At 48.7% G+C, this 21,281-nt stretch carries 17 protein-coding genes and 3 rRNA genes; 19 read left to right on the top strand and 1 reads right to left on the bottom strand.

The genetic code is table 11. The annotated features are described in order from the left end of the window. The 15 genes from MKY28_RS25795 to MKY28_RS25725 all read left to right on the top strand — a co-directional run bounded on the left by MKY28_RS25795 (position 1) and on the right by MKY28_RS25725 (position 14,367). Complete coding sequence (locus MKY28_RS25795; RefSeq protein WP_026081372.1) at positions 1-771, top strand: type III pantothenate kinase; 771 nt, start codon at positions 1-3, stop codon at positions 769-771. A gap of 103 nt (positions 772-874) precedes the next feature. Continuing rightward, complete coding sequence (gene hslO, locus MKY28_RS25790) at positions 875-1,765, top strand: Hsp33 family molecular chaperone HslO (protein ID WP_340937371.1); 891 nt, start codon at positions 875-877, stop codon at positions 1,763-1,765. 23 nt (positions 1,766-1,788) lie between these two features. Continuing rightward, positions 1,789-2,739 (top strand): peptidyl-prolyl cis-trans isomerase, encoded by a 951-nt coding sequence (locus tag MKY28_RS25785; RefSeq protein ID WP_339284954.1) that lies wholly within the window; start codon positions 1,789-1,791, stop codon positions 2,737-2,739. A 344-nt stretch (positions 2,740-3,083) separates the two neighbouring features. Further along, a complete protein-coding gene (gene cysK, locus MKY28_RS25780; protein ID WP_036606108.1) occupies positions 3,084-4,022 on the top strand; it encodes a cysteine synthase A in 939 nt (312 codons plus the stop codon). 139 nt (positions 4,023-4,161) lie between these two features. Then, on the top strand, positions 4,162-5,775 hold the full coding sequence (locus MKY28_RS25775; RefSeq protein WP_340937370.1) for an anthranilate synthase component I family protein: 1,614 nt from the start codon (positions 4,162-4,164) through the stop codon (positions 5,773-5,775). Between the two features lie 60 nt (positions 5,776-5,835). Beyond that, complete coding sequence (gene pabA / locus MKY28_RS25770) at positions 5,836-6,411, top strand: aminodeoxychorismate/anthranilate synthase component II (protein ID WP_222215853.1); 576 nt, start codon at positions 5,836-5,838, stop codon at positions 6,409-6,411. 1 nt (position 6,412) lies between these two features. Then, positions 6,413-7,297 carry an aminotransferase class IV gene (locus MKY28_RS25765; protein WP_340937369.1) on the top strand — a complete coding sequence of 295 codons (885 nt, stop codon included), beginning with the start codon at positions 6,413-6,415 and terminating at the stop codon, positions 7,295-7,297. Continuing rightward, positions 7,294-8,157 carry a dihydropteroate synthase gene (gene folP, locus MKY28_RS25760; RefSeq protein ID WP_340937367.1) on the top strand — a complete coding sequence of 288 codons (864 nt, stop codon included), beginning with the start codon at positions 7,294-7,296 and terminating at the stop codon, positions 8,155-8,157. Before MKY28_RS25765 ends, folP begins: the two co-directional genes overlap by 4 nt. A gap of 117 nt (positions 8,158-8,274) precedes the next feature. Beyond that, positions 8,275-8,637 (top strand): dihydroneopterin aldolase, encoded by a 363-nt coding sequence (gene folB, locus MKY28_RS25755; RefSeq protein ID WP_036606103.1) that lies wholly within the window; start codon positions 8,275-8,277, stop codon positions 8,635-8,637. A 9-nt stretch (positions 8,638-8,646) separates the two neighbouring features. Further along, on the top strand, positions 8,647-9,195 hold the full coding sequence (gene folK / locus MKY28_RS25750) for a 2-amino-4-hydroxy-6-hydroxymethyldihydropteridine diphosphokinase (protein WP_047844503.1): 549 nt from the start codon (positions 8,647-8,649) through the stop codon (positions 9,193-9,195). Beyond that, positions 9,156-9,350: a helix-turn-helix domain-containing protein gene (locus MKY28_RS25745; protein ID WP_036668438.1), complete on the top strand. Its 195-nt coding sequence runs from the start codon at positions 9,156-9,158 to the stop codon at positions 9,348-9,350. Before folK ends, MKY28_RS25745 begins: the two co-directional genes overlap by 40 nt. 96 nt (positions 9,351-9,446) lie before the next feature. Then, positions 9,447-10,466, top strand: a complete 1,020-nt coding sequence (dusB, locus tag MKY28_RS25740) for a tRNA dihydrouridine synthase DusB (RefSeq protein ID WP_036606100.1) — start codon at positions 9,447-9,449, stop codon at positions 10,464-10,466. Between the two features lie 251 nt (positions 10,467-10,717). After that, positions 10,718-11,197, top strand: a complete 480-nt coding sequence (gene greA, locus MKY28_RS25735; protein ID WP_036606099.1) for a transcription elongation factor GreA — start codon at positions 10,718-10,720, stop codon at positions 11,195-11,197. Positions 11,198-11,313: 116 nt separating this feature from the next. Then, positions 11,314-12,825 (top strand): lysine--tRNA ligase, encoded by a 1,512-nt coding sequence (lysS, locus tag MKY28_RS25730; RefSeq protein WP_036606098.1) that lies wholly within the window; start codon positions 11,314-11,316, stop codon positions 12,823-12,825. A 204-nt stretch (positions 12,826-13,029) separates the two neighbouring features. Then, a complete protein-coding gene (locus MKY28_RS25725; protein WP_036606097.1) occupies positions 13,030-14,367 on the top strand; it encodes a TrkH family potassium uptake protein in 1,338 nt (445 codons plus the stop codon). A gap of 85 nt (positions 14,368-14,452) precedes the next feature. Here the strand turns inward: MKY28_RS25725 and MKY28_RS25720 are convergent, their stop codons facing one another. Continuing rightward, entirely contained in the window at positions 14,453-15,049 is a 597-nt protein-coding gene (locus MKY28_RS25720) for a TetR/AcrR family transcriptional regulator (protein WP_340937366.1), read from the bottom strand. A gap of 80 nt (positions 15,050-15,129) precedes the next feature. On the opposite strand from MKY28_RS25720, the gene MKY28_RS25715 reads away from it, so the two are divergent. The 4 genes from MKY28_RS25715 (at position 15,130) to rrf (ending at position 21,098) form a co-directional block, all read left to right on the top strand. Continuing rightward, complete coding sequence (locus MKY28_RS25715) at positions 15,130-15,681, top strand: hypothetical protein (RefSeq protein ID WP_036606096.1); 552 nt, start codon at positions 15,130-15,132, stop codon at positions 15,679-15,681. Between the two features lie 438 nt (positions 15,682-16,119). Next, positions 16,120-17,672, top strand: a 16S ribosomal RNA gene (locus tag MKY28_RS25710). 310 nt (positions 17,673-17,982) lie between these two features. Further along, positions 17,983-20,908 (top strand): 23S ribosomal RNA (locus MKY28_RS25705). 73 nt (positions 20,909-20,981) lie between these two features. Beyond that, positions 20,982-21,098: ribosomal RNA gene (gene rrf / locus MKY28_RS25700) — 5S ribosomal RNA — on the top strand. The 16S, 23S and 5S rRNA genes sit together here, the layout of an rRNA operon. The last annotated feature ends 183 nt before the right edge of the window (positions 21,099-21,281 follow it).

Here is a 21,281-nt window from a genome sequence, read left to right as displayed (position 1 = left end):
TTGATTTTAGTTGTAGACGTGGGGAACAGCAATATGGTGCTCGGCGTATATCAAGGCCGGGAATTGCTGCACCACTTTCGTCTGAGTACATCACGTCAGTCTACAGTGGATGAATACGGCGTATTGATTTATAATTTATTTCATATGTCCGGCATCAGGGCAAGTGACATCGAAGGTGTCATCATCTCATCTGTGGTTCCGCCACTGGTGAATGTAATCGAAGCGATGTGTGAGAAGTATGTAGGCAAAAAAGCTTTGCTCGTTGGGCCTGGTATCAAAACTGGTTTGAATCTGCGATACGAGAACCCTCGTGAAGTGGGTGCAGATCGTATTGTTAATGCAGTGGCAGCCGTTGAGAAGTATGGCGGCCCTCTCGTCGTGGTCGATTTCGGTACTGCAACGACCTTTGACTGTATTGACGAGAAAGGTCACTACCTGGGGGGAGCTATTGTACCTGGCATTCAGATTGCCACTGAAGCGCTCTATGAGCGGGCATCCAAGTTGCCTCGTATAGAGCTGGAGAAACCTAAAAAGGTCATTGGCCGTAATACTATTCATGCCATGCAAGCGGGTATTATATTTGGCTATGCAGGGCAGGTAGATGGTATTGTAGAACGTATTCGCGAGGAGATGGGGGCGAAGCCCCGAGTTATCGCGACGGGTGGTCTCGCTACACTTATCGCAGAAGAAACCCGTAGTATAGAGGAAGTTGATCCGCTGCTTACGCTTGAAGGGCTGCGTATTATATATGAGCGGAACCGGGAAAGGTGAGCATAGTGACGGCATACAGCGGGCTGAGATTACAGCTTAAGTGTTGTGCCGTTTTTTCTGTGTTACGACTATTATGGCGATACGCCAAAGGAGGCTGAATGACTTGGAAAACAACAACAAGCATGACCGGTTAATTCGTGGTACAGCAATGAATGGAAAGGTAAGAGCCTTTGCTATCCAGACTACGGAACTGGTTGAGGAACTACGCAGAAGACACGATACGTTTCCCACGGCTACAGCTGCCATGGGGCGTACGGTTACAACAGCAGCCATTATGGGTGCAATGCTCAAAGGTGAAGAGAAGTTAACGGTACAAGTCAACGGTGATGGGCCCATTGGACAGATTGTAGCTGATGCCAATGCGAAAGGCGAAGTACGAGGATATGTTTCTAATCCGCATGTACATTTGCCAAGCAATAGTGTGGGTAAACTGGACGTTGCAGGCGCGGTTGGAACGGAAGGTTTCATCAACATAACGAAGGATTTGGGACTGAAAGAACCATATCGTGGCAGTGTGCCTATTATTTCAGGAGAACTGGGCGAAGACTTCACGTACTACTTTGCGCAATCGGAGCAAACCCCTTCTGCTGTAGGCGTTGGTGTGCTCGTTGATAAGGATAATTCCGTTATTGTCTCAGGTGGATTCATTATGCAGCTGTTGCCGGGATTGACAGATCCAGAGATCACGGCGATCGAAAACGCCATTAGTACGTTGCCGCCAGTGACGACGTTGCTGGAGCAGGGACTTGAATTGGAAGAGTTGCTTCGCCGATTGTTGCCAGATGTACAAGTGATGGAAGGATTGGATATTCATTTTAGCTGTGAGTGTTCACGTGAGCGGGTAGAGAAGACACTAATCAGCCTGGGCCAAACGGAGATGGAGCAATTAATTGAAGAAGAGGGCCAGGCTGAAGTGGTCTGCCAATTCTGTAATGAAGCCTATGACTTTAACAAAGAACAACTTGAGACCATCCTAGAGCAAGCCAAGAACTGATCTATGCGGGGACGGGATGCGGAATGACAAGACAGGAAAAAGGGTTGTGGACGGCTGTAATTGTCTTGACGCTAGGTATGCTGGTCATGGGTAGTGTGATGGCTATGCATGGTCTCAGACAGGGCAAAGACGAGGCAGATGCATCCCATGATGCTAATACGGAAGAAGGAAGCACCGTAGCGACGATCAACGGAGAAGTTATCACGGACAAAGAGTGGACCGATGCGCTGAAAAGACGCTATGGCAGCGAGTTATTACTCCAGATGTTAAACCGTAAAGCAGTATTTGCCGAAGCAATTGAACGCAAGCTGATCGTCACTCCCCAAGAGATTGCAAGAGAACTTGCCGCCGCGATGGATGGGTACGATTCAGAGAAATCATATTTTGACGAAATGAAGTCTCAATTGGGCCTGTCGAAACAGGAACTTGAGTTGGAAGCCGGCTACAGGCTGCTGCTTGAGAAAATCGCAACGATCGGCATACAGATCAAGGATGCAGATATTGAGCATTACTGGACTGAACACCGTGAGGATTACGTTTCCCCCGAGAAATATGACTTGTCCATCATCGTAGTGAAGGAAGAAGATGAAGCCGATTCCTTACTGGATGCGTTGGAGAAGGGGGAGGACTTTGAAGAAGCTGCTCGCAAGCAATCGACAGACAGCTTCTCTCGTGATGCTGGTGGGAGGCTGGGGTGGATTGAGCAGAATGATCCATTCCAGTCAGAAGAAATCCTTCAACTTGCTGCCGGGCTGGATGTAGGTGATATTGCCGGACCGGTTCGAGTGGAAGAAGGTTATGTGATTATCAGACTTAATGATAAAGAAGAACGCCAGGTGCAATCTGCCGAAGAAGTCCGTGAGGAGATTCGAATGGAACTGGCTCTGAGTCAGGCTGATCCGTTGCCGCAGGTAGAGCAAATGCTGCGTAACAAGTATGAAGCCGTAATCCTGTCCGAGATTCCTGCCTCCTGAATGCAATGGAAAAGATTGTCTCGTACTGTTGCATCTTGATAAAAATACTCTGTCTGCGGTCTTAGGGCCAAAGGCAGAGTATTTTTTTTGAGTACTCATATTGACAATAAGGGTTAACGTTGATAAGATGAAAATAATAAATACCTACTCGTTTACTCGGATATAAAAGATTTATTTATGAACAAAGAAACTTTCGGAAACCTCCGCCCTGCTAGAAATCTTGGCAGTAAGGGATAGGATCAACAGGATTTCCGCAGTTCTTCTATAACAGCTAGAGGCTACCGGCCGCACAGTATAGGTTAACAGGACTCAAGTTTTATTCATCCACTAAGGAGGGCATTCATATGGCTAAAGTAGTTAATAACGTAACAGAACTCATCGGAGGTACTCCGCTTGTTCGTCTGAACCGTATCGTACCTGAAGGCAGTGCTGAAGTATTCGTGAAGCTGGAGTACCAGAATCCAGGTTCAAGCGTGAAAGACCGTATCGCAATTAGCATTGTGGAAGAAGCGGAAAAAGAAGGCAAGCTAAAACCAGGTGATACCATTATCGAAGCAACAAGTGGTAACACGGGAATTGGACTCGCGATGGTGGCTGCAGCCAAAGGCTACAAGTCCGTTATTGTAATGCCTGAGACGATGAGCTTGGAGCGTCGCAACTTGCTTCGTGCGTATGGTGCTGAGCTTGTGCTTACACCTGGAGCTGAAGGTATGAATGGTGCTGTTAAAAAAGCCGAAGAACTGCTGAAAGAAAACCCTTCCTATTTCATGGCTGAGCAATTTAAAAATAAAGCCAACGTGAAGATCCACCGTGAAACGACTGGCCCTGAGATTGTTGAAGCAATTCAATCTGTAGGCGGTACGTTGGATGCTTTCGTTGCAGGAATCGGTACAGGTGGAACAATTACAGGTGTAGGGGAAGTGCTGAAAGAAGCTTTCTCTGGTATTAAAATTGTTGCGGTTGAGCCAGCAGCTTCGCCAATTCTGGCGGGCGGCAAACCAGGACCACATAAGATCCAGGGGATTGGTGCCAACTTTATCCCTGAGATTCTGGATCAGGAAATCTATGATGAGATCATTCACATTGAGAATGATGATGCATTCGAGACGGCTCGTCAGGTAGCGAAGGAAGAGGGCATTCTGTCCGGTATTTCTTCCGGTGCGGCGATCCGTGCAGGTCTTCAGGTTGCGAAACAGTTGGGTGAAGGCAAGCGCGTGGTCGTAATCGTGCCAAGTAACGGCGAACGTTACCTCAGCACACCTCTTTACAACTTCGAAGGCTAAGTCTACAAATGACAAAACCAATCCTCCTTGCCCGTTAACGGGTATGGAGGATTTTTGGCGTAATGCTTTTAAAAGGGGCGGCGCTTTAGTATACTATCAGACAATAGAACTAGCGACAGATGGAGGGCGGCACACCGCAATGACACACCTGATGACAACATACGCTGACTGGATGGAGTGGGCTGAACAAGGCTGGACCATGATGCCCTATATCACAAAGTCGGATGAGGGACCGTATCATGGCGGTTTACCGTTATCGTGGGAGGCAGCCTGGGAGCAGGCATCACCATACGCAATTGTGCTGGAGAATGGCAAAGGCGGGAGATATACATTTCTGGGGTTAGACCCCGTATCCGTTATTTCCGGTAAAGGTCAAGAAGCGATTATTCATGATGTGACGCAAGGAACCACCTCGACGGACAGCGGCAAGCCGCTTGATGTATTGAAGAGATGGACTGCCCCGTATAGTGCACCCAAGGTTAATGGGGCTCCAGACTTTGGGGGTGGATACGCAGGTTATCTCAGCTACGATGTAGCAAGATCATTGGAGAAGCTCCCAGATTTGGCTGAGGATAACCCGGCTCTGCCGGATTATTGGTGGATGCGCTTTGAAGAAATATGGGCGTATGACCATGAGCAGCAGGCACTTTTCTGCATGGTTCATCTGGCTATAGAGCCTAACCGGAACGAAACTGATATCCGTAGTCTATATTCAGCGGCAGAAGCACGAGCGACAGCGATGCAGAAACGTTGGCTTCATATTATGGGGGCTGCACAGGCTGAGGAACAACAACAGGCACTGGAACGCCGCAACAAGCAGGTCAATCGTACACCGCAGCCTGAAGATGCGGAAAGGGAATCGGAAGGATGGGAAACCTCCTTTCCCCAGGAGGACTTTGAACAAGCTGTGCGTACGGTACAGGAATATATCAGGCAGGGCGATGTGTTCCAGGTGAATCTGTCCTTAAGACAGGAGAAGCCGCTTCATTCGAGCGCTGAGCATATTTATGAATGGCTGCGCCTTGTGAATCCATCACCGTATATGGGAATGCTGCGTAGTCCAGACTTTCAACTGGTAAGCGGATCTCCCGAACTTCTGGTGAAGGTGGAGAATGGCAAAGTCAGTGCACGTCCCATCGCAGGGACCCGAAGAAGGGGCCGGGATGAAGCAGAGGATAAAGCTATGGCGGATGAACTGCTCAGCAGTGAGAAGGAACGGGCGGAGCATATTATGCTCGTTGATCTGGAACGGAATGATATCGGACGGATTGCAGCCTATGGTTCGGTTCATGTGCCTGAATTGATGACCATCGAGAAGTATTCCCATGTCATGCATCTCGTTTCCCAGGTGGAAGGCAGGCTGGCAGAAGGGTTATCCGTATTTGATGTGATCGCTGCGACATTCCCGGGTGGAACGATTACAGGAGCCCCGAAAGTCCGCACCATGGAGATTATCGAGGAACTTGAGCCTGTGCGGCGTGGGCCTTATACGGGTTCCATCGGGTGGATGGATTACAGTGGAAATATGGAATTGAACATTGTCATTCGTACACTTGCCATTAAGGACGATATTGGTTATGTACAGGCCGGGGCAGGGATTGTTATTGATTCCGATCCATATCGGGAATACAAGGAATGCCGCAACAAGGCAAGAGCCATGATGAGAGCTGTGAATTACAGCGAAGAGGCGGAAGCAAGCAGAGCTATTGAACAAGAACAAGCGGAGCGAACAGAAGCTGTTAAACTAAATTAAATTAAAATAAAACGAAGCAACCGTCACTTGTGTTGACGGATGATGAGGAGGAGCAGGCATATGATACTGGTTATCGATAATTACGATTCCTTCACGTACAACCTGGTTCAATATCTGGGTGAACTGGGCGAGACGGTGGAAGTTCGCCGCAACGACGAGATTGATCTGGCAGGCATAGAGGCACTGGCACCTGATCATATTCTGATCTCTCCGGGCCCGTGTACACCGAATGAAGCGGGCATTAGTCTGGCAGTCATTGATCATTTCAAGGGAAGCATTCCGATCTTTGGTGTTTGTCTTGGGCATCAGTCCATTGGACAAGCGTTTGGTGGCAATGTCATTCGTGCGGAGCGCATGATGCACGGCAAAACATCCGAGATGCACCACAATGGAACATCGGTATTTGCCGGATTGCCATCTCCATTTACAGCTACCCGTTACCACTCCCTGATTGTCGAGCGCAGCAGCTTGCCTGATTGCCTGGAGGTTACAGCGGAGACAGCTGAAGGTGAAATTATGGGTTTGCGCCACAAAGAATATGCGATTGAAGGGGTTCAATTCCACCCGGAATCCATTATTACAGACCATGGTCATCAGATGCTTCGTAACTTTTTGTCCCAACAAGTGAAGGTTTAACATGCAATATGCCGCGATAAACGGAGAGTTGGTCAATATGGCGGCGGCCGTGGTTCCTGTAACGGATCACGGCTTTTTGTACGGACTTGGACTGTTTGAGACGTTCCGGACGTATCAAGGTGTCCCATATCTTTTGGAACGGCATCTGGAGCGCATGGCTTCGGGGTGTAAGGAACTTGGCATTCCTTTTACAACGACCGCGGCAGAGGTGACAGGTGGGCTTCAACGTTTGATGGATGCGAACGGACTTAGGGATGCGTATGTGCGATACACGGTATCAGCCGGTGAAGCACCGCTAGGCTTACCTTCTGGTGATTATTCAAAGCCAAATCATATTTTACTGGCAAAAGCATTACCTGAACCTTCTCCCTCTTTATATGAGAGCGGCAAAATGCTCCAACGGTTGTCTACACCTCGCAACACGCCCGAAGGAGAAGTTCGGTTCAAGTCGCTGCATTACATGAACAGTATTCTGGCGAAACGGGAGCTTAATGGATACGGGCAGCATGTGCAGGGTGCAGAAGGGCTACAATTAACCCGGGATGGTCATATAGCGGAAGGGATCGTCAGCAATGTGTTTTGGGTACGGGAAAATGTTCTCTACACGCCAGCACTCTCAACCGGCATTCTGCCGGGTATCACGAGAGCTGTGGTAATGGAGATTGCCTCGCAGCAAGGAATCCCCTGCATAGAAACGTTAGCTTCCTGGGAGGATCTCCTGCAAGCAGATGAAATATTTCTAACCGGCTCGGTGGCCGAACTGGTTCCGGTGACAACTCTGCGGGATCAGGACGAAGCCGAAACGATAATTAGCAACGGACATATTGGCCCGGTTACAGCAGTCCTTCTGGGTATGTACCGGCAGAAAGCGGGGTATACTTCATGACACTTACACCTGTCATCTATGAACGGAACTATGCATGGGGGCCAGCTGAATTGAAGCTGGGTACAAGAACACAGATTATGGGCATTCTTAACGTCACGCCTGACTCGTTCTCGGATGGTGGACGTTATACCAACGTGGAGCGGGCGGTTGCCCATGCCAAGCAGATGATGGAGGATGGGGCGGACCTGATTGATATCGGCGGGGAGTCCACCCGGCCAGGTTCAGATATTGTGGGCGCCGATGAAGAGCTTAGCCGGATTATTCCGGTTATTGAAGCATTGCATCAGCAAGCCCCGGACATTCCGATATCGGTAGACACGTATAAAGCCGATGTTGCACGTCAGGCTATTCTGGCAGGTGCCCATATTATTAATGATGTGTGGGGTGCCAAGGCAGATGCAGATATGGCCCGCACGGCAGCAGAGCTGGGGTGTCCCATCATTCTGATGCATAATCGGCAGGAGCGAAACTATACTGATTATCTGAGTGATGTCGTGAGCGATTTGCAGGAGAGCATACACATTGCATTAACAGCCGGCGTGAAAGCAGACCAGATTATCCTGGACCCGGGCATTGGTTTTGTGAAGGATCTCGGAGAAAATCTGAAGCTCATGTCATCGCTCGGTTTGCTCAATGAAATGGGGTATCCCGTTCTGCTAGCCACCTCACGCAAAAGATTCATCCAGAACACTCTGGATGTCGGGGCGGATGATGCGTTGGAAGGAACGGCTGCGACCGTTGCATTTGGCATTGCCCAAGGCTGCCAGATGGTTCGGGTTCATGATGTGAAGCCGATTCGGCGGACGGCAGACATGTGTGATGCCATGTTGTATGCTTCTCCGGGTATACGGAGGAAATAATGCTGGCGGGTCCCTGGTGACCCGTCCAGTGGAAGCGCAGCGTTTTTCAAAGGCGAAGCTAAGGCATAACTTCAAATAGATTAAAATTTCAATATATATAGAGGGCAGGCGGATCGTATGGATAGAATGGTATTGCATCGTATGGAGTATTACGGATATCATGGTGTTTTTGCAGAAGAACGGAAGCTTGGGCAGCGGTACTATATTGATCTGGAGATTGATATGGACCTGGGTGAGGCCGGACGTAACGATGATCTGACCAAAACGATTAATTATGCGGAGATCCATGAGCTGGTAAAACAGATTGTAGAGAATAAATCATTCCAGTTAATTGAAGCTTTGGGCGAACATATTGCATCTTCTTTACTAGACACTTATACTATTATCAATGCATTGACAGTCAAGGTGACGAAGCCACATCCGCCATTTGATATTCATTTTGAGGGCGTAACGGTAGAGCTTCGCCGCACAAGAAAGTGAGAACCGATCATGATTGCACATTCGACCTCTGAATCTTCAGAGGCTTATATTGCTTTAGGGGCCAATTTGGGTGACCGGGAACAGACGCTGTTTGAAGCATTGTCTTTGCTGGATGAACACCCTCATATATCCGTTCTGCGTTGTTCTGCACTATATGAGACGGAGCCTGTAGGATATGTAGATCAGCCTGCATTTCTGAATATGGCAGTCGCCGTACAGGCGATGCTGACACCTGAGCAGTTGCTCACGGAATTATTGGATATCGAGAACCGTCTCGGTCGTGTTCGTGATATTCGCTGGGGACCGCGCACCGTTGATCTGGATCTGCTCTGGATGCACGGTGAGACGCGAGATACCGAATTGCTTCAATTGCCTCATCCCCGCATGGGAGAACGGGCTTTTGTACTGGTACCACTGTCGGATATCGTACCGGAGGGCGAGATTTCAGGTTTGTATACCTTTGTACACTCATCGTTGTCTGTACTGGATGGAAAGGATGGAATACAGCTTTGGAAAACATGCAATTGGCCAACCGAATCCGGGCATTCCGGAAGCTGAAAGGTTTAACACAACATGAACTTGCGGCCGAGACCGGCATCTCGCTGGCCATTCTGGGAACCATTGAACGGGGAAACCGTAAGGTATCACAGCAAGAACTCGATCGAATTGCTGGTGTGCTGGCAATCAGTATCGAGGAGTTGCGGGGCAACTAGGACCGTTTCGGTTTCGCCATGTTACAACAACCAAGACACCGATCAAACTTTATATCGTGATATATACAGAATTAAAAAAGGAGTGGAACGACTACCGTGCTTAACATTGGTGGCATTGAAATGAAAAACCAGGTCGTACTTGCGCCGATGGCTGGCGTATGTAATCCGGCTTTTCGTTTGATCGCAAAAGAATTCGGAACAGGCCTCGTATGCGCGGAGATGGTGAGTGGCAAAGCCATTGTCCATGGCAACCAGCGTACGCGTGAGATGTTGTTTGTAGATGAGCGTGAGAAACCGCTGAGCCTTCAGATTTTTGGGGGAGATCGTGATTCCCTTGTAGAAGCAGCCAAAATCGTGGACAAAGAAACCAATGCAGACATCATCGATATTAACATGGGATGCCCTGTGCCAAAGGTAACGAAATGTGATGCCGGTGCACGTTGGTTGCTTGATCCGAACAAAATCTATGAGATGGTATCCGCTGTTGTGGACGCGGTGGAGAAGCCGGTGACGGTCAAGATGCGTATCGGCTGGGATAACGAGCATATCTTCGCGGTGGAGAATGCGCTCGCGGTTGAACGTGCTGGCGGACAGGCGGTAAGTGTACACGGCCGCACGCGTGAGCAACTCTATACAGGCACAGCTGACTGGTCACACATCAAAGATGTAAAAGAAGCTGTCTCTATCCCAGTGATCGGCAATGGTGATGTCCATACACCAGAGGATGCACGCCGTATGCTGGATGAAACGGGTTGTGACGGAGTTATGATCGGTCGTGCTGCCCTGGGTAACCCATGGATGCTGTATCGTACCATTCAATACTTAAGCACGGGGGAATTGCTTCCTGACCCGAATGGCGAAGAGAAGATCCGTGTTGCCATCCTGCATATGGATCGCCTGATCGCATTGAAGAATGAGACAGTTGCTGTACGCGAGATGCGCAAACATCTGGCTTGGTATTTGAAAGGTTTGAAAGGATCTGCCCGCATCAAAGACGTTATTATGGAAGGAACCAAGCGGGACGAGATGGTACAGATTCTGGAGAACTTTGTGAGTCAGCTAAAAAGCGAAGGTAATTTGGAGTCAGAACCGGTAATCGCCGGAAATGCATCTTAATTATAAACGCATCTGTAAAACGTTTACACCTATAGGGGGCGTAACATTGACTTTTCGAGATCGTTCCCCTATAATTTCTCAGTATAAATTCGCCATGTGCGTTAATAAGGATATAGCATCAGGAGGAATATTCTATTCCTCTGGAGAACTTCATATAGTTTTGAAGATGTATGCGAGCGGAGCTCTGTAACAAGCACTGATTCCGTTGCCGTACAATCAAATTTATTCCCATGACAGGAGAATCGGTTGAGATGAGCGACAAGGAAGTTATCCTTACACCAGAAGGACTCAAGAAGCTGGAAGAAGAATTGGAAACATTGAAATCAGTGAAGCGCCGCGAAGTGGCTGAACGGATTAAGGTAGCCATCGGGTATGGAGATATCAGTGAAAACTCTGAATACGAAGACGCGAAGAATGAGCAAGCTTTCATCGAAGGACGTGTAATCACGTTGGAGAAATTGCTTCGTAACGCGCGGATTATTAACAGCGACGAGATCGATACCGATGCCGTAAGCGTGGGTGCAACCGTCACTGTAGAAGATCTGGAATTTGGCGACATCACGGAATATACGATTGTAGGTACTGCGGAGGCAGATCCGCTTCAGAACAAGATATCGAACGAGAGCCCTGTAGGTAAAGCGATTCTCGGCAAGAAAAAAGGTACAGTTGTTGATGTAAGTGTGCCTGCTGGCGTAATTCAATATAAAATTATGGACATTAAAAAGCTATAGCAACGAAGCAGTTGGGCGCGGTAAACAAAAGCTTCCTTAGGGAAGCTTTTTCAACATTAGAGGAAAAACGTCCTCTCGCGATGCCTGGAATGTAAATAAGGAGATGAATACAGATCATGACGGATGAAGTCTTGAATCAGGAAACCGAACTTAGCGAGCTTTTACAAATTCGCCGTGACAAATTGGACGAGCTCCGCAAATTGGGAATCGACCCTTTTGGCCAAAAATACGTACGTACCGAAGAAGCCGGCTCCATTCTGAAGAAGTATGAAGAACTGACCAAGGAAGAGCTGGAAGAGAAGCACATCGAAGTCAGTATTGCCGGACGGATTATGGCGAAGCGGGGAATGGGTAAAGCAAGCTTCGCACATATTCAGGACCTGAGCGGCAGAATCCAGATCTATGTTCGTCAGGATAGCGTGCCTGAAGACAAGTATGCGGCATTTAGCCTGCTGGACCTTGGCGATATCGTTGGGGTAACGGGTGTGATCTTTAAGACCAAAACAGGTGAAACTTCTGTCAAAGTGAAAGATATTGAAGTGCTGTCCAAATCGCTCTATCCGCTTCCGGATAAATTCCATGGTCTCACTGACGTAGAGCTGCGTTACCGCCAGCGTTATGTTGACCTGATTATGAGCCCGGACGTACAACAGACCTTTATCGCACGTTCCAAAATCATTCAATCGATGCGTCGTTACCTGGATTCCCTTGGATATCTGGAAGTGGAAACACCTACGTTGCATACCATCGCAGGAGGAGCGGCAGCACGTCCGTTCATCACACATCACAATGCGCTGGATATGGAACTGTACATGCGGATTGCGATTGAACTTCACCTGAAACGTCTGATTGTTGGCGGGCTGGAGAAGGTATATGAGATCGGCCGTGTATATCGGAATGAAGGTATGTCCACACGTCACAATCCAGAGTTCACAATGATTGAATTGTATGAGGCATATGCGGATTACAAGGATATTATGCAATTGACGGAGAACCTGGTTGCTCATATTGCACAGGAAGTACTGGGTACGCAAGTGATCCAGTATGGAGATTATGAAGTAGATCTTACGCCACAGTGGCGCCGTGTTACGATGGTGGATGCAGTTAAGGAAGTTGTAGGCGTAGACTTCTCCGTACACATGACGGATGAGGAAGCACACAACTTGGCGAAGGAACATAAGGTTCCGGTTGAAAAACATATGACATTTGGTCATATTCTGAACGCGTTCTTTGAAGAATTTGTAGAAGAGACGTTGATTCAACCGACATTCATTATGGGACATCCTCTTGAAATCTCACCACTGGCGAAGAAAAATGATGTAGATCCGCGCTTCACGGATCGCTTCGAATTGTTCATCGTTGGACGCGAGCATGCCAATGCCTTCACAGAGCTGAATGATCCAATCGATCAGCGTCAGCGCTTTGAAGCACAGATGCTGGAGAAAGAACATGGGAACGATGAAGCTCATGAGATGGATGACGACTTCATCCGTGCGCTCGAATATGGTATGCCACCAACAGGCGGTTTGGGAATCGGGGTTGATCGTCTGATCATGCTGCTTACCAACTCCCCGTCGATTCGTGACGTACTGCTCTTCCCGCACATGCGTCCTCGTACGCAAGATTAAATAAGGAACGTAGGATACGTTCATAATAGAAGAGGAACCTGCCGTTCAGTATCATGCTGGGGCAAGTTCCTCTTTAGGTTTACATAGACGCTAAAAATAAAGTTTGTCAGAAGGCCCTTGCTCACAGCACAACATTAGGGTAACACCGCGTCTTGAAATTGTTAGATTAACCTGTTCGTATTTTTGTTAAAAGAGGTGCCCTTCATGAAGTTCAGGCTTCACTTTGCCAAATTCTTATCTCCTCCGTTAATTCTGGTCGGTGGTTTTCTGCTTATCATTGCGATTGGAACGGTGCTTCTCATGTTGCCAATCTCCAACCAAAGCGGTATGCATTTGGCGTTTATTGACGCGCTCTTTACATCAACCTCTGCCGCATGTGTAACTGGACTTGTCGTTGTGGATGTAGGGACGACCTTTAATTTGTTTGGTCAGATCGTCATTATGGTATTAATGCAGCTTGGTGGACTCGGATTCATGACCATGGCTACCCTCTTTGCACTTGTATTGGGCAAGCGAATCTCACTCAAGGACAGGTTATTACTCAAAGAAGCCATTAATGCAGACAGTATGGAAGGGATAGTACGCATTATTCGCAAGGTGTTGATTTTCTCCTTTACCATTGAAGGGGTGGCGGCTGTCATACTAGCGCTGCGCTGGGCGACGGAGATGCCATTGGGTCAGGCCGTATACTATGGAATATTCCACTCTGTTTCATTGTTTAATAATGGTGGATTTGATCTGTTTGGTAACAGCTTCCAATACTACACTGGAGATTGGATATTCAATGTGACCGCTTCTGTGCTCGTTGTCTCTGGTGGACTGGGTTTTGTTGTATTGAATGACCTGTTTGAGTATCGCAAACGCCGCCGTTTATCTCTTCAGTCCAAACTGGTGCTGTCTGTATCCGGAGCGCTGATCGGTATAGGAGCGATTGTCTTGTTTGTTTTCGAATTCACCAATGGACATACACTGGCTTCACTCACATGGAGCGAGAAGATCTATGCGTCCTTCTTCCAGTCTGTCTCTACACGTTCGTCGGGAACGAGCACAATCGATATCACGGAGATGAGGCAGGCTACCCAATTCTTCTTCATTCTGCTGATGTTTATCGGGGCTTCCCCAGGATCGACCGGGGGCGGAATCAAGACGACTACATTCCTGATCATGATTGGTGCGGTGTATGCCATGATTCGGGGAAATAAGGATATTGTGTTTTTCCGCCAGCGTGTTCCGAAAGAACTGCTGATGAGGGCGTTGACCATTATTATGGTTTCTCTGATCATATTCATGATCGTGGTGATGCTTCTGCTTACGACAGAGGATGCGCCATTCCTTTCACTGATGTTTGAAGCTGCATCCGCAATCGGTACCGTGGGTCTTTCTGTGGGAGTGACTGATGAGTTGACCAATTGGGGAAAAATCATCATTACCTTTACCATGTTTGTAGGTCGGATCGGGCCATTAACCATCGCGTATGCCCTTCGTCCGCGCAAAGAGAAGAAACTGTATCGTCATCCGGAGGGCCGGATCATTATCGGATAAAAAGAAAAACCGTCAGACATTCAGAACTAACTCCTGTTATCGTAACGGGCCTTAGTCACAACGAATGTGCTGCGGTTTTTTTGGTTTAACGGCACAAGGAAGCAAGATGCAAAGTGAGAACATCGTCCATGAGCTTGGCATTCATCTGATCCGGTCTAAGCACGGTATGTATGCCTAAGCCATCTACCAGTGCATACAATCTCTCGATCTCCAGTTTTTTGTCCAGATCGGGTCTGGAGAGGTCGAGCTTTATCAGGTAGGTGATAACAGAGCCTACAGCTTGTCTGAGTTCATCATATACGGTATTAGCAAGTTCTTTGAGTCTAGGATCGGTTTTCGATCTGGCTGTAAAAGCGTACCACACCTCCATTTCGGCCAGTTTTTCTTCTGTGTTTGGTAAGAATTCGAGCAATAGGCATTTCATATTGTCCATGGGAGAGCCGGTGAAGGACATTTTTTGGACTCGATGAGACACCCGTTCAGATACCAAATTCATGGCATATCGTAGTAGTTCCGATTGAGTAGAAAAGTAGTGACGCATCGAACCAACCGAAACTCCAGCTTCTTCAGCAATATTCCGAACAGAGGCCTGTTCCATGCCATCTCTTCGTATAATACGCCAAGCTGCCTCGGCCACGAGCACGCGCTGTTTATCGTGATCAACAAGTTTAGGCATAGGCATATTATATCACTGTTGATTATTATAGTACACACGTGCTAAATTATATTTAATACATTTGTATCAAAAAAGGAGAGGCTGAAATGATTGGTTATTTCATTATAGGTTGTGAGATTGCCTTTTGGGTGTTTGTGTTCGCAGGTCTGAGTGTCAGGTATCTCCTTGGCATGAAGCGAATAGGCATCGGTTTGTTAATGGCGACGCCGGTTATCGATCTGTTATTGCTGGTAGCTACAGTTATGGATCTACAGCGAGGAGCTACAGCAAGTATGATTCATGGTATAGCTGCGGTGTATATAGGAGTAAGCATTGCCTATGGTCACCAGATGATCGCTTGGGCGGATCGATATTTCCTATATTGGTTCAAAGGTGGAGAAAACCCTCGTAGTAACAAGTTATATGGTAGAGAACATGCGAGTCGTGAGCGTAGTGGATGGTTTAGACATCTATTGGCTTGGGCTATAGGAAGTGCTTTTTTATTGGCCATGATATGGTGGATTGGAGATGCTGAACGTACAGCTGTCTTCAATAATCTGATCAGAGTGTGGGGAATGATACTCGGTATCGATTTTCTGATAAGTTTTAGTTACAGTTTATGGCCAAGAAAGGTTCCTGCTAGGAATGTTAAACGTTAAAGTAAAAATGGACGTGTGTATGAACTTGCTAAGTTGGGAGAATACCATATGTACGTCCGTATTAGATCAAACCGATTGTTATTATAGTTTTAAAAAAAGACTTGCATTCAATATCTGTACATGGTATATTCTAATTCCGGCCAAGAAAACACGGTTTACACGGTGCGGCAAGCAAATGAAATAAGATTCGAAAGAAACTTAAAAAAAGAGCTTGCAAAGTTGGTTCGGATGTGATAAGATATAAAAGTTGCTGAAGAGAACGACATTCGGTAACAAAATAAGTTTGATCTTTGAAAACTGAACAACGAGTGAGTTAACATTCTGCTTGCAGAATGAACGCGAAAGTTTGAAACAAGCCTTGGCTTGAATCGACTGGAGCACAAATGAGATTTTTAATCTCGTCAGATTCAAAATGAGCTTATCGCTCTTTTCAATACTTTATTGGAGAGTTTGATCCTGGCTCAGGACGAACGCTGGCGGCATGCCTAATACATGCAAGTCGAGCGGACTTGAAGAGAAGCTTGCTTCTCTGATAGTTAGCGGCGGACGGGTGAGTAACACGTAGGCAACCTGCCCTCAAGTTTGGGACAACTACCGGAAACGGTAGCTAATACCGAATAATTGTTTTCTTCGCCTGAAGAAAACTGGAAAGACGGAGCAATCTGTCACTTGGGGATGGGCCTGCGGCGCATTAGCTAGTTGGTGAGGTAACGGCTCACCAAGGCGACGATGCGTAGCCGACCTGAGAGGGTGATCGGCCACACTGGGACTGAGACACGGCCCAGACTCCTACGGGAGGCAGCAGTAGGGAATCTTCCGCAATGGGCGAAAGCCTGACGGAGCAATGCCGCGTGAGTGATGAAGGTTTTCGGATCGTAAAGCTCTGTTGCCAGGGAAGAACGCTTGGGAGAGTAACTGCTCTCAAGGTGACGGTACCTGAGAAGAAAGCCCCGGCTAACTACGTGCCAGCAGCCGCGGTAATACGTAGGGGGCAAGCGTTGTCCGGAATTATTGGGCGTAAAGCGCGCGCAGGCGGTCATTTAAGTCTGGTGTTTAATCCCGGGGCTCAACCCCGGATCGCACTGGAAACTGGGTGACTTGAGTGCAGAAGAGGAGAGTGGAATTCCACGTGTAGCGGTGAAATGCGTAGATATGTGGAGGAACACCAGTGGCGAAGGCGACTCTCTGGGCTGTAACTGACGCTGAGGCGCGAAAGCGTGGGGAGCAAACAGGATTAGATACCCTGGTAGTCCACGCCGTAAACGATGAGTGCTAGGTGTTAGGGGTTTCGATACCCTTGGTGCCGAAGTTAACACATTAAGCACTCCGCCTGGGGAGTACGGTCGCAAGACTGAAACTCAAAGGAATTGACGGGGACCCGCACAAGCAGTGGAGTATGTGGTTTAATTCGAAGCAACGCGAAGAACCTTACCAGGTCTTGACATCCCTCTGATCGATGCAGAGATGTATCTTTCCTTCGGGACAGAGGAGACAGGTGGTGCATGGTTGTCGTCAGCTCGTGTCGTGAGATGTTGGGTTAAGTCCCGCAACGAGCGCAACCCTTATATTTAGTTGCCAGCACTTCGGGTGGGCACTCTAGATAGACTGCCGGTGACAAACCGGAGGAAGGTGGGGATGACGTCAAATCATCATGCCCCTTATGACCTGGGCTACACACGTACTACAATGGCCGGTACAACGGGCTGCGAAATCGCGAGATGGAGCCAATCCCAACAAAGCCGGTCTCAGTTCGGATTGCAGGCTGCAACTCGCCTGCATGAAGTCGGAATTGCTAGTAATCGCGGATCAGCATGCCGCGGTGAATACGTTCCCGGGTCTTGTACACACCGCCCGTCACACCACGAGAGTTTATAACACCCGAAGTCGGTGGGGTAACCGCAAGGAGCCAGCCGCCGAAGGTGGGATAGATGATTGGGGTGAAGTCGTAACAAGGTAGCCGTATCGGAAGGTGCGGCTGGATCACCTCCTTTCTATGGAGAATCGTTTCCTGCAACGGAAACATTCAAATATGCAGCTTAGCTGCAAAACACTCACTCGTTGTTCGGTTTTGAGAGCTCAAACTCTCAAAACAGCTTGCTTTTGCATGGAGCTTGTTCTTTGAAAACTAGATATCGAAACGAAACAAACGCGAATTAGAACATTCCTTTAAGCTGAACTTGTGCAAACAAGTCAAGTGTATAAAGGTAGTTAAATTGCTTTTGTGAGGGTATCGGGTGAGAGCGACTTTTGGCTTTGCGCAAGCAAACCAAGGGAAGCGAGCGACCGAAACCGGAACAAAATGGTTAAGCTACTAAGAGCACACGGAGGATGCCTAGGCGCTAGGAGCCGATGAAGGACGTGGCGAACAACGAAACTGCCTCGGGGAGCTGTAAGCAAGCTTTGATCCGGGGGTGTCCGAATGGGGAAACCCAGCTGGGGTAATTTCCAGTTACTCATAACTGAATACATAGGTTATGCAGAGGCATACCAGGGGAACTGAAACATCTAAGTACCCTGAGGAAGAGAAAACAATAGTGATTCCGTCAGTAGCGGCGAGCGAACGCGGAGAAGCCCAAACCAGAGAGCTTGCTCTTTGGGGTTGTGGGACGTCTCACATGGAGTTACAAAGGAACCGGTTAAGCGAAGAGGTCTGGAAAGGCCCGCCAAAGAAGGTAAAAGCCCTGTAGTTGAAAGTCTGTTCCCTCCGAGACGGATCCCGAGTAGTGCGGGGCACGTGAAACCCCGTATGAATCCGGCAGGACCATCTGCCAAGGCTAAATACTTCCTAGCGACCGATAGTGAAGCAGTACCGTGAGGGAAAGGTGAAAAGCACCCCGGAAGGGGAGTGAAATAGAACCTGAAACCGTGTGCTTACAAAAAGTCAGAGCCCGTTTTAGGGGTGATGGCGTGCCTTTTGTAGAATGAACCGGCGAGTTACGTTCCCGTGCAAGGTTAAGGTGAAGAGCCGGAGCCGCAGCGAAAGCGAGTCTGAATAGGGCGAATGAGTACGTGGACGTAGACCCGAAACCGGGTGATCTACCCCTGTCCAGGGTGAAGGTGCGGTAACACGCACTGGAGGCCCGAACCCACGCATGTTGAAAAATGCGGGGATGAGGTGGGGGTAGCGGAGAAATTCCAATCGAACTCGGAGATAGCTGGTTCTCCCCGAAATAGCTTTAGGGCTAGCCTCGGAAAACAGAGTCGTGGAGGTAGAGCACTGATTGGGTGCGGGGCCCGCAAGGGTTACCAAGCTCAGTCAAACTCCGAATGCCATAGACTTACTTCCGGGAGTCAGACAGTGAGTGCTAAGATCCATTGTCAAAAGGGAAACAGCCCAGACCATCAGCTAAGGTCCCCAAGTGTGTGTTAAGTGGGAAAGGATGTGGAGTTGCACAGACAACCAGGATGTTGGCTTAGAAGCAGCCACCATTGAAAGAGTGCGTAATAGCTCACTGGTCGAGTGACTCTGCGCCGAAAATGTAACGGGGCTAAACACACCACCGAAGCTATGGCTTGATGCTTTGCATCAGGGGTAGGGGAGCGTTGTATAAGGGTTGAAGGTGTACCGTAAGGAGCGCTGGACATTATACAAGTGAGAATGCCGGTATGAGTAACGAAAAGATCAGTGAGAATCTGATCCGCCGAAAGCCTAAGGGTTCCTGAGGAAGGCTCGTCCGCTCAGGGTAAGTCGGGACCTAAGGCGAGGCCGAAAGGCGTAGTCGAAGGACAACAGGTCGAAATTCCTGTACCACCGTAAGCCGTTATGAGCAATGGGGGGACGCAGTAGGGTAGTGACGCGGACTGATGGATGTCCGTCTAAGCAGTAAGGCTGATGTGTAGGCAAATCCGCACATTGTAAGGCTGAGCTGTGATGGGGAGCGAAAATTATAGTAGCGAAGGTCATGATCTCACACTGCCAAGAAAAGCCTCTAGCCAGGTGATGGTGCCCGTACCGCAAACCGACACAGGTAGGCGAGAAGAGTATTCTAAGGCGCGCGGAAGAACTCTCGTTAAGGAACTCGGCAAAATGACCCCGTAACTTCGGGAGAAGGGGTGCCCCGGTAGTGTGAATAGCACGAGGGGGCCGCAGTGAAAAGGCCCAAGCGACTGTTTAGCAAAAACACAGGTCTGTGCGAAGCCGTAAGGCGAAGTATACGGGCTGACGCCTGCCCGGTGCTGGAAGGTTAAGGGGAGTGGTTAGGAGCAATCCGAAGCTGTGAACCGAAGCCCCAGTAAACGGCGGCCGTAACTATAACGGTCCTAAGGTAGCGAAATTCCTTGTCAGGTAAATTCTGACCCGCACGAATGGCGTAACGACTTGGGCGCTGTCTCAACGAGAGATCCGGTGAAATTTTAATACCTGTGAAGATGCAGGTTACCCGCGACAAGACGGAAAGACCCCATGGAGCTTTACTGCAGCTTGATATTGAATTTGGGTACGATCTGTACAGGATAGGTGGGAGCCTTTGAAACGTGAGCGCCAGCTTGCGTGGAGGCAACGTTGGGATACCACCCTGATCGTATCTAGGTTCTAACCTGGTACCGTAATCCGGTGCGGGGACAGTGTCAGGTGGGCAGTTTGACTGGGGCGGTCGCCTCCTAAAGAGTAACGGAGGCGCCCAAAGGTTCCCTCAGAATGGTTGGAAATCATTCGAAGAGTGCAAAGGCATAAGGGAGCTTGACTGCGAGACCTACAAGTCGAGCAGGGACGAAAGTCGGGCTTAGTGATCCGGTGGTACCGCATGGAAGGGCCATCGCTCAACGGATAAAAGCTACCCTGGGGATAACAGGCTTATCTCCCCCAAGAGTCCACATCGACGGGGAGGTTTGGCACCTCGATGTCGGCTCATCGCATCCTGGGGCTGAAGTAGGTCCCAAGGGTTGGGCTGTTCGCCCATTAAAGCGGTACGCGAGCTGGGTTCAGAACGTCGTGAGACAGTTCGGTCCCTATCTGTCGTGGGCGTAGGAAATTTGAGAGGAGCTGTCCTTAGTACGAGAGGACCGGGATGGACGTACCGCTGGTGTACCAGTTGTTCCGCCAGGAGCACCGCTGGGTAGCTATGTACGGACGGGATAAACGCTGAAAGCATCTAAGCGTGAAGCCCCCCTCAAGATGAGATTTCCCAGTATGTAAGACCCCTTGAAGACGACGAGGTAGATAGGCTGGGGGTGGAAGTGCAGCAATGCATGGAGCTGACCAGTACTAATCGGTCGAGGGCTTATCCAATAGCAAGTTGTAATTCGCATGTTTCGTTTCGAATCTAGTTTTCAGAGAACAACTCTGAAATGTAAGCTACGCGTTTGGTGGCGATGGCGGAGGGGTTCCACACGTACCCATCCCGAACACGACCGTTAAGCCCTCTAGCGCCGATGGTACTTGGACCGCAGGGTCCTGGGAGAGTAGGACGCCGCCAAGCAAAGAACCACTGCCGATGTTATTCGGTGGTGGTTTTTATTATATAGTTTTATTATGCAGTATGGGATTAAAATACAGATTGAATTTGGTGATTTCTCAGCACAATAGGATGTATACAGGTAACGTTATTCGATACGAATTGACGTTTTTTTGCGTAATAACTAGACTTGTCCGCTCTGGAAAA

The organism is Paenibacillus sp. FSL R5-0473, assembly GCF_038004565.1.
GTDB classification, from domain to species: Bacteria; Bacillota; Bacilli; order Paenibacillales; family Paenibacillaceae; genus Paenibacillus; species Paenibacillus amylolyticus.
The sequence above is the reverse complement of the archived record's forward strand: the minus strand, read 5'-3'. Positions and strand labels throughout refer to the sequence as shown.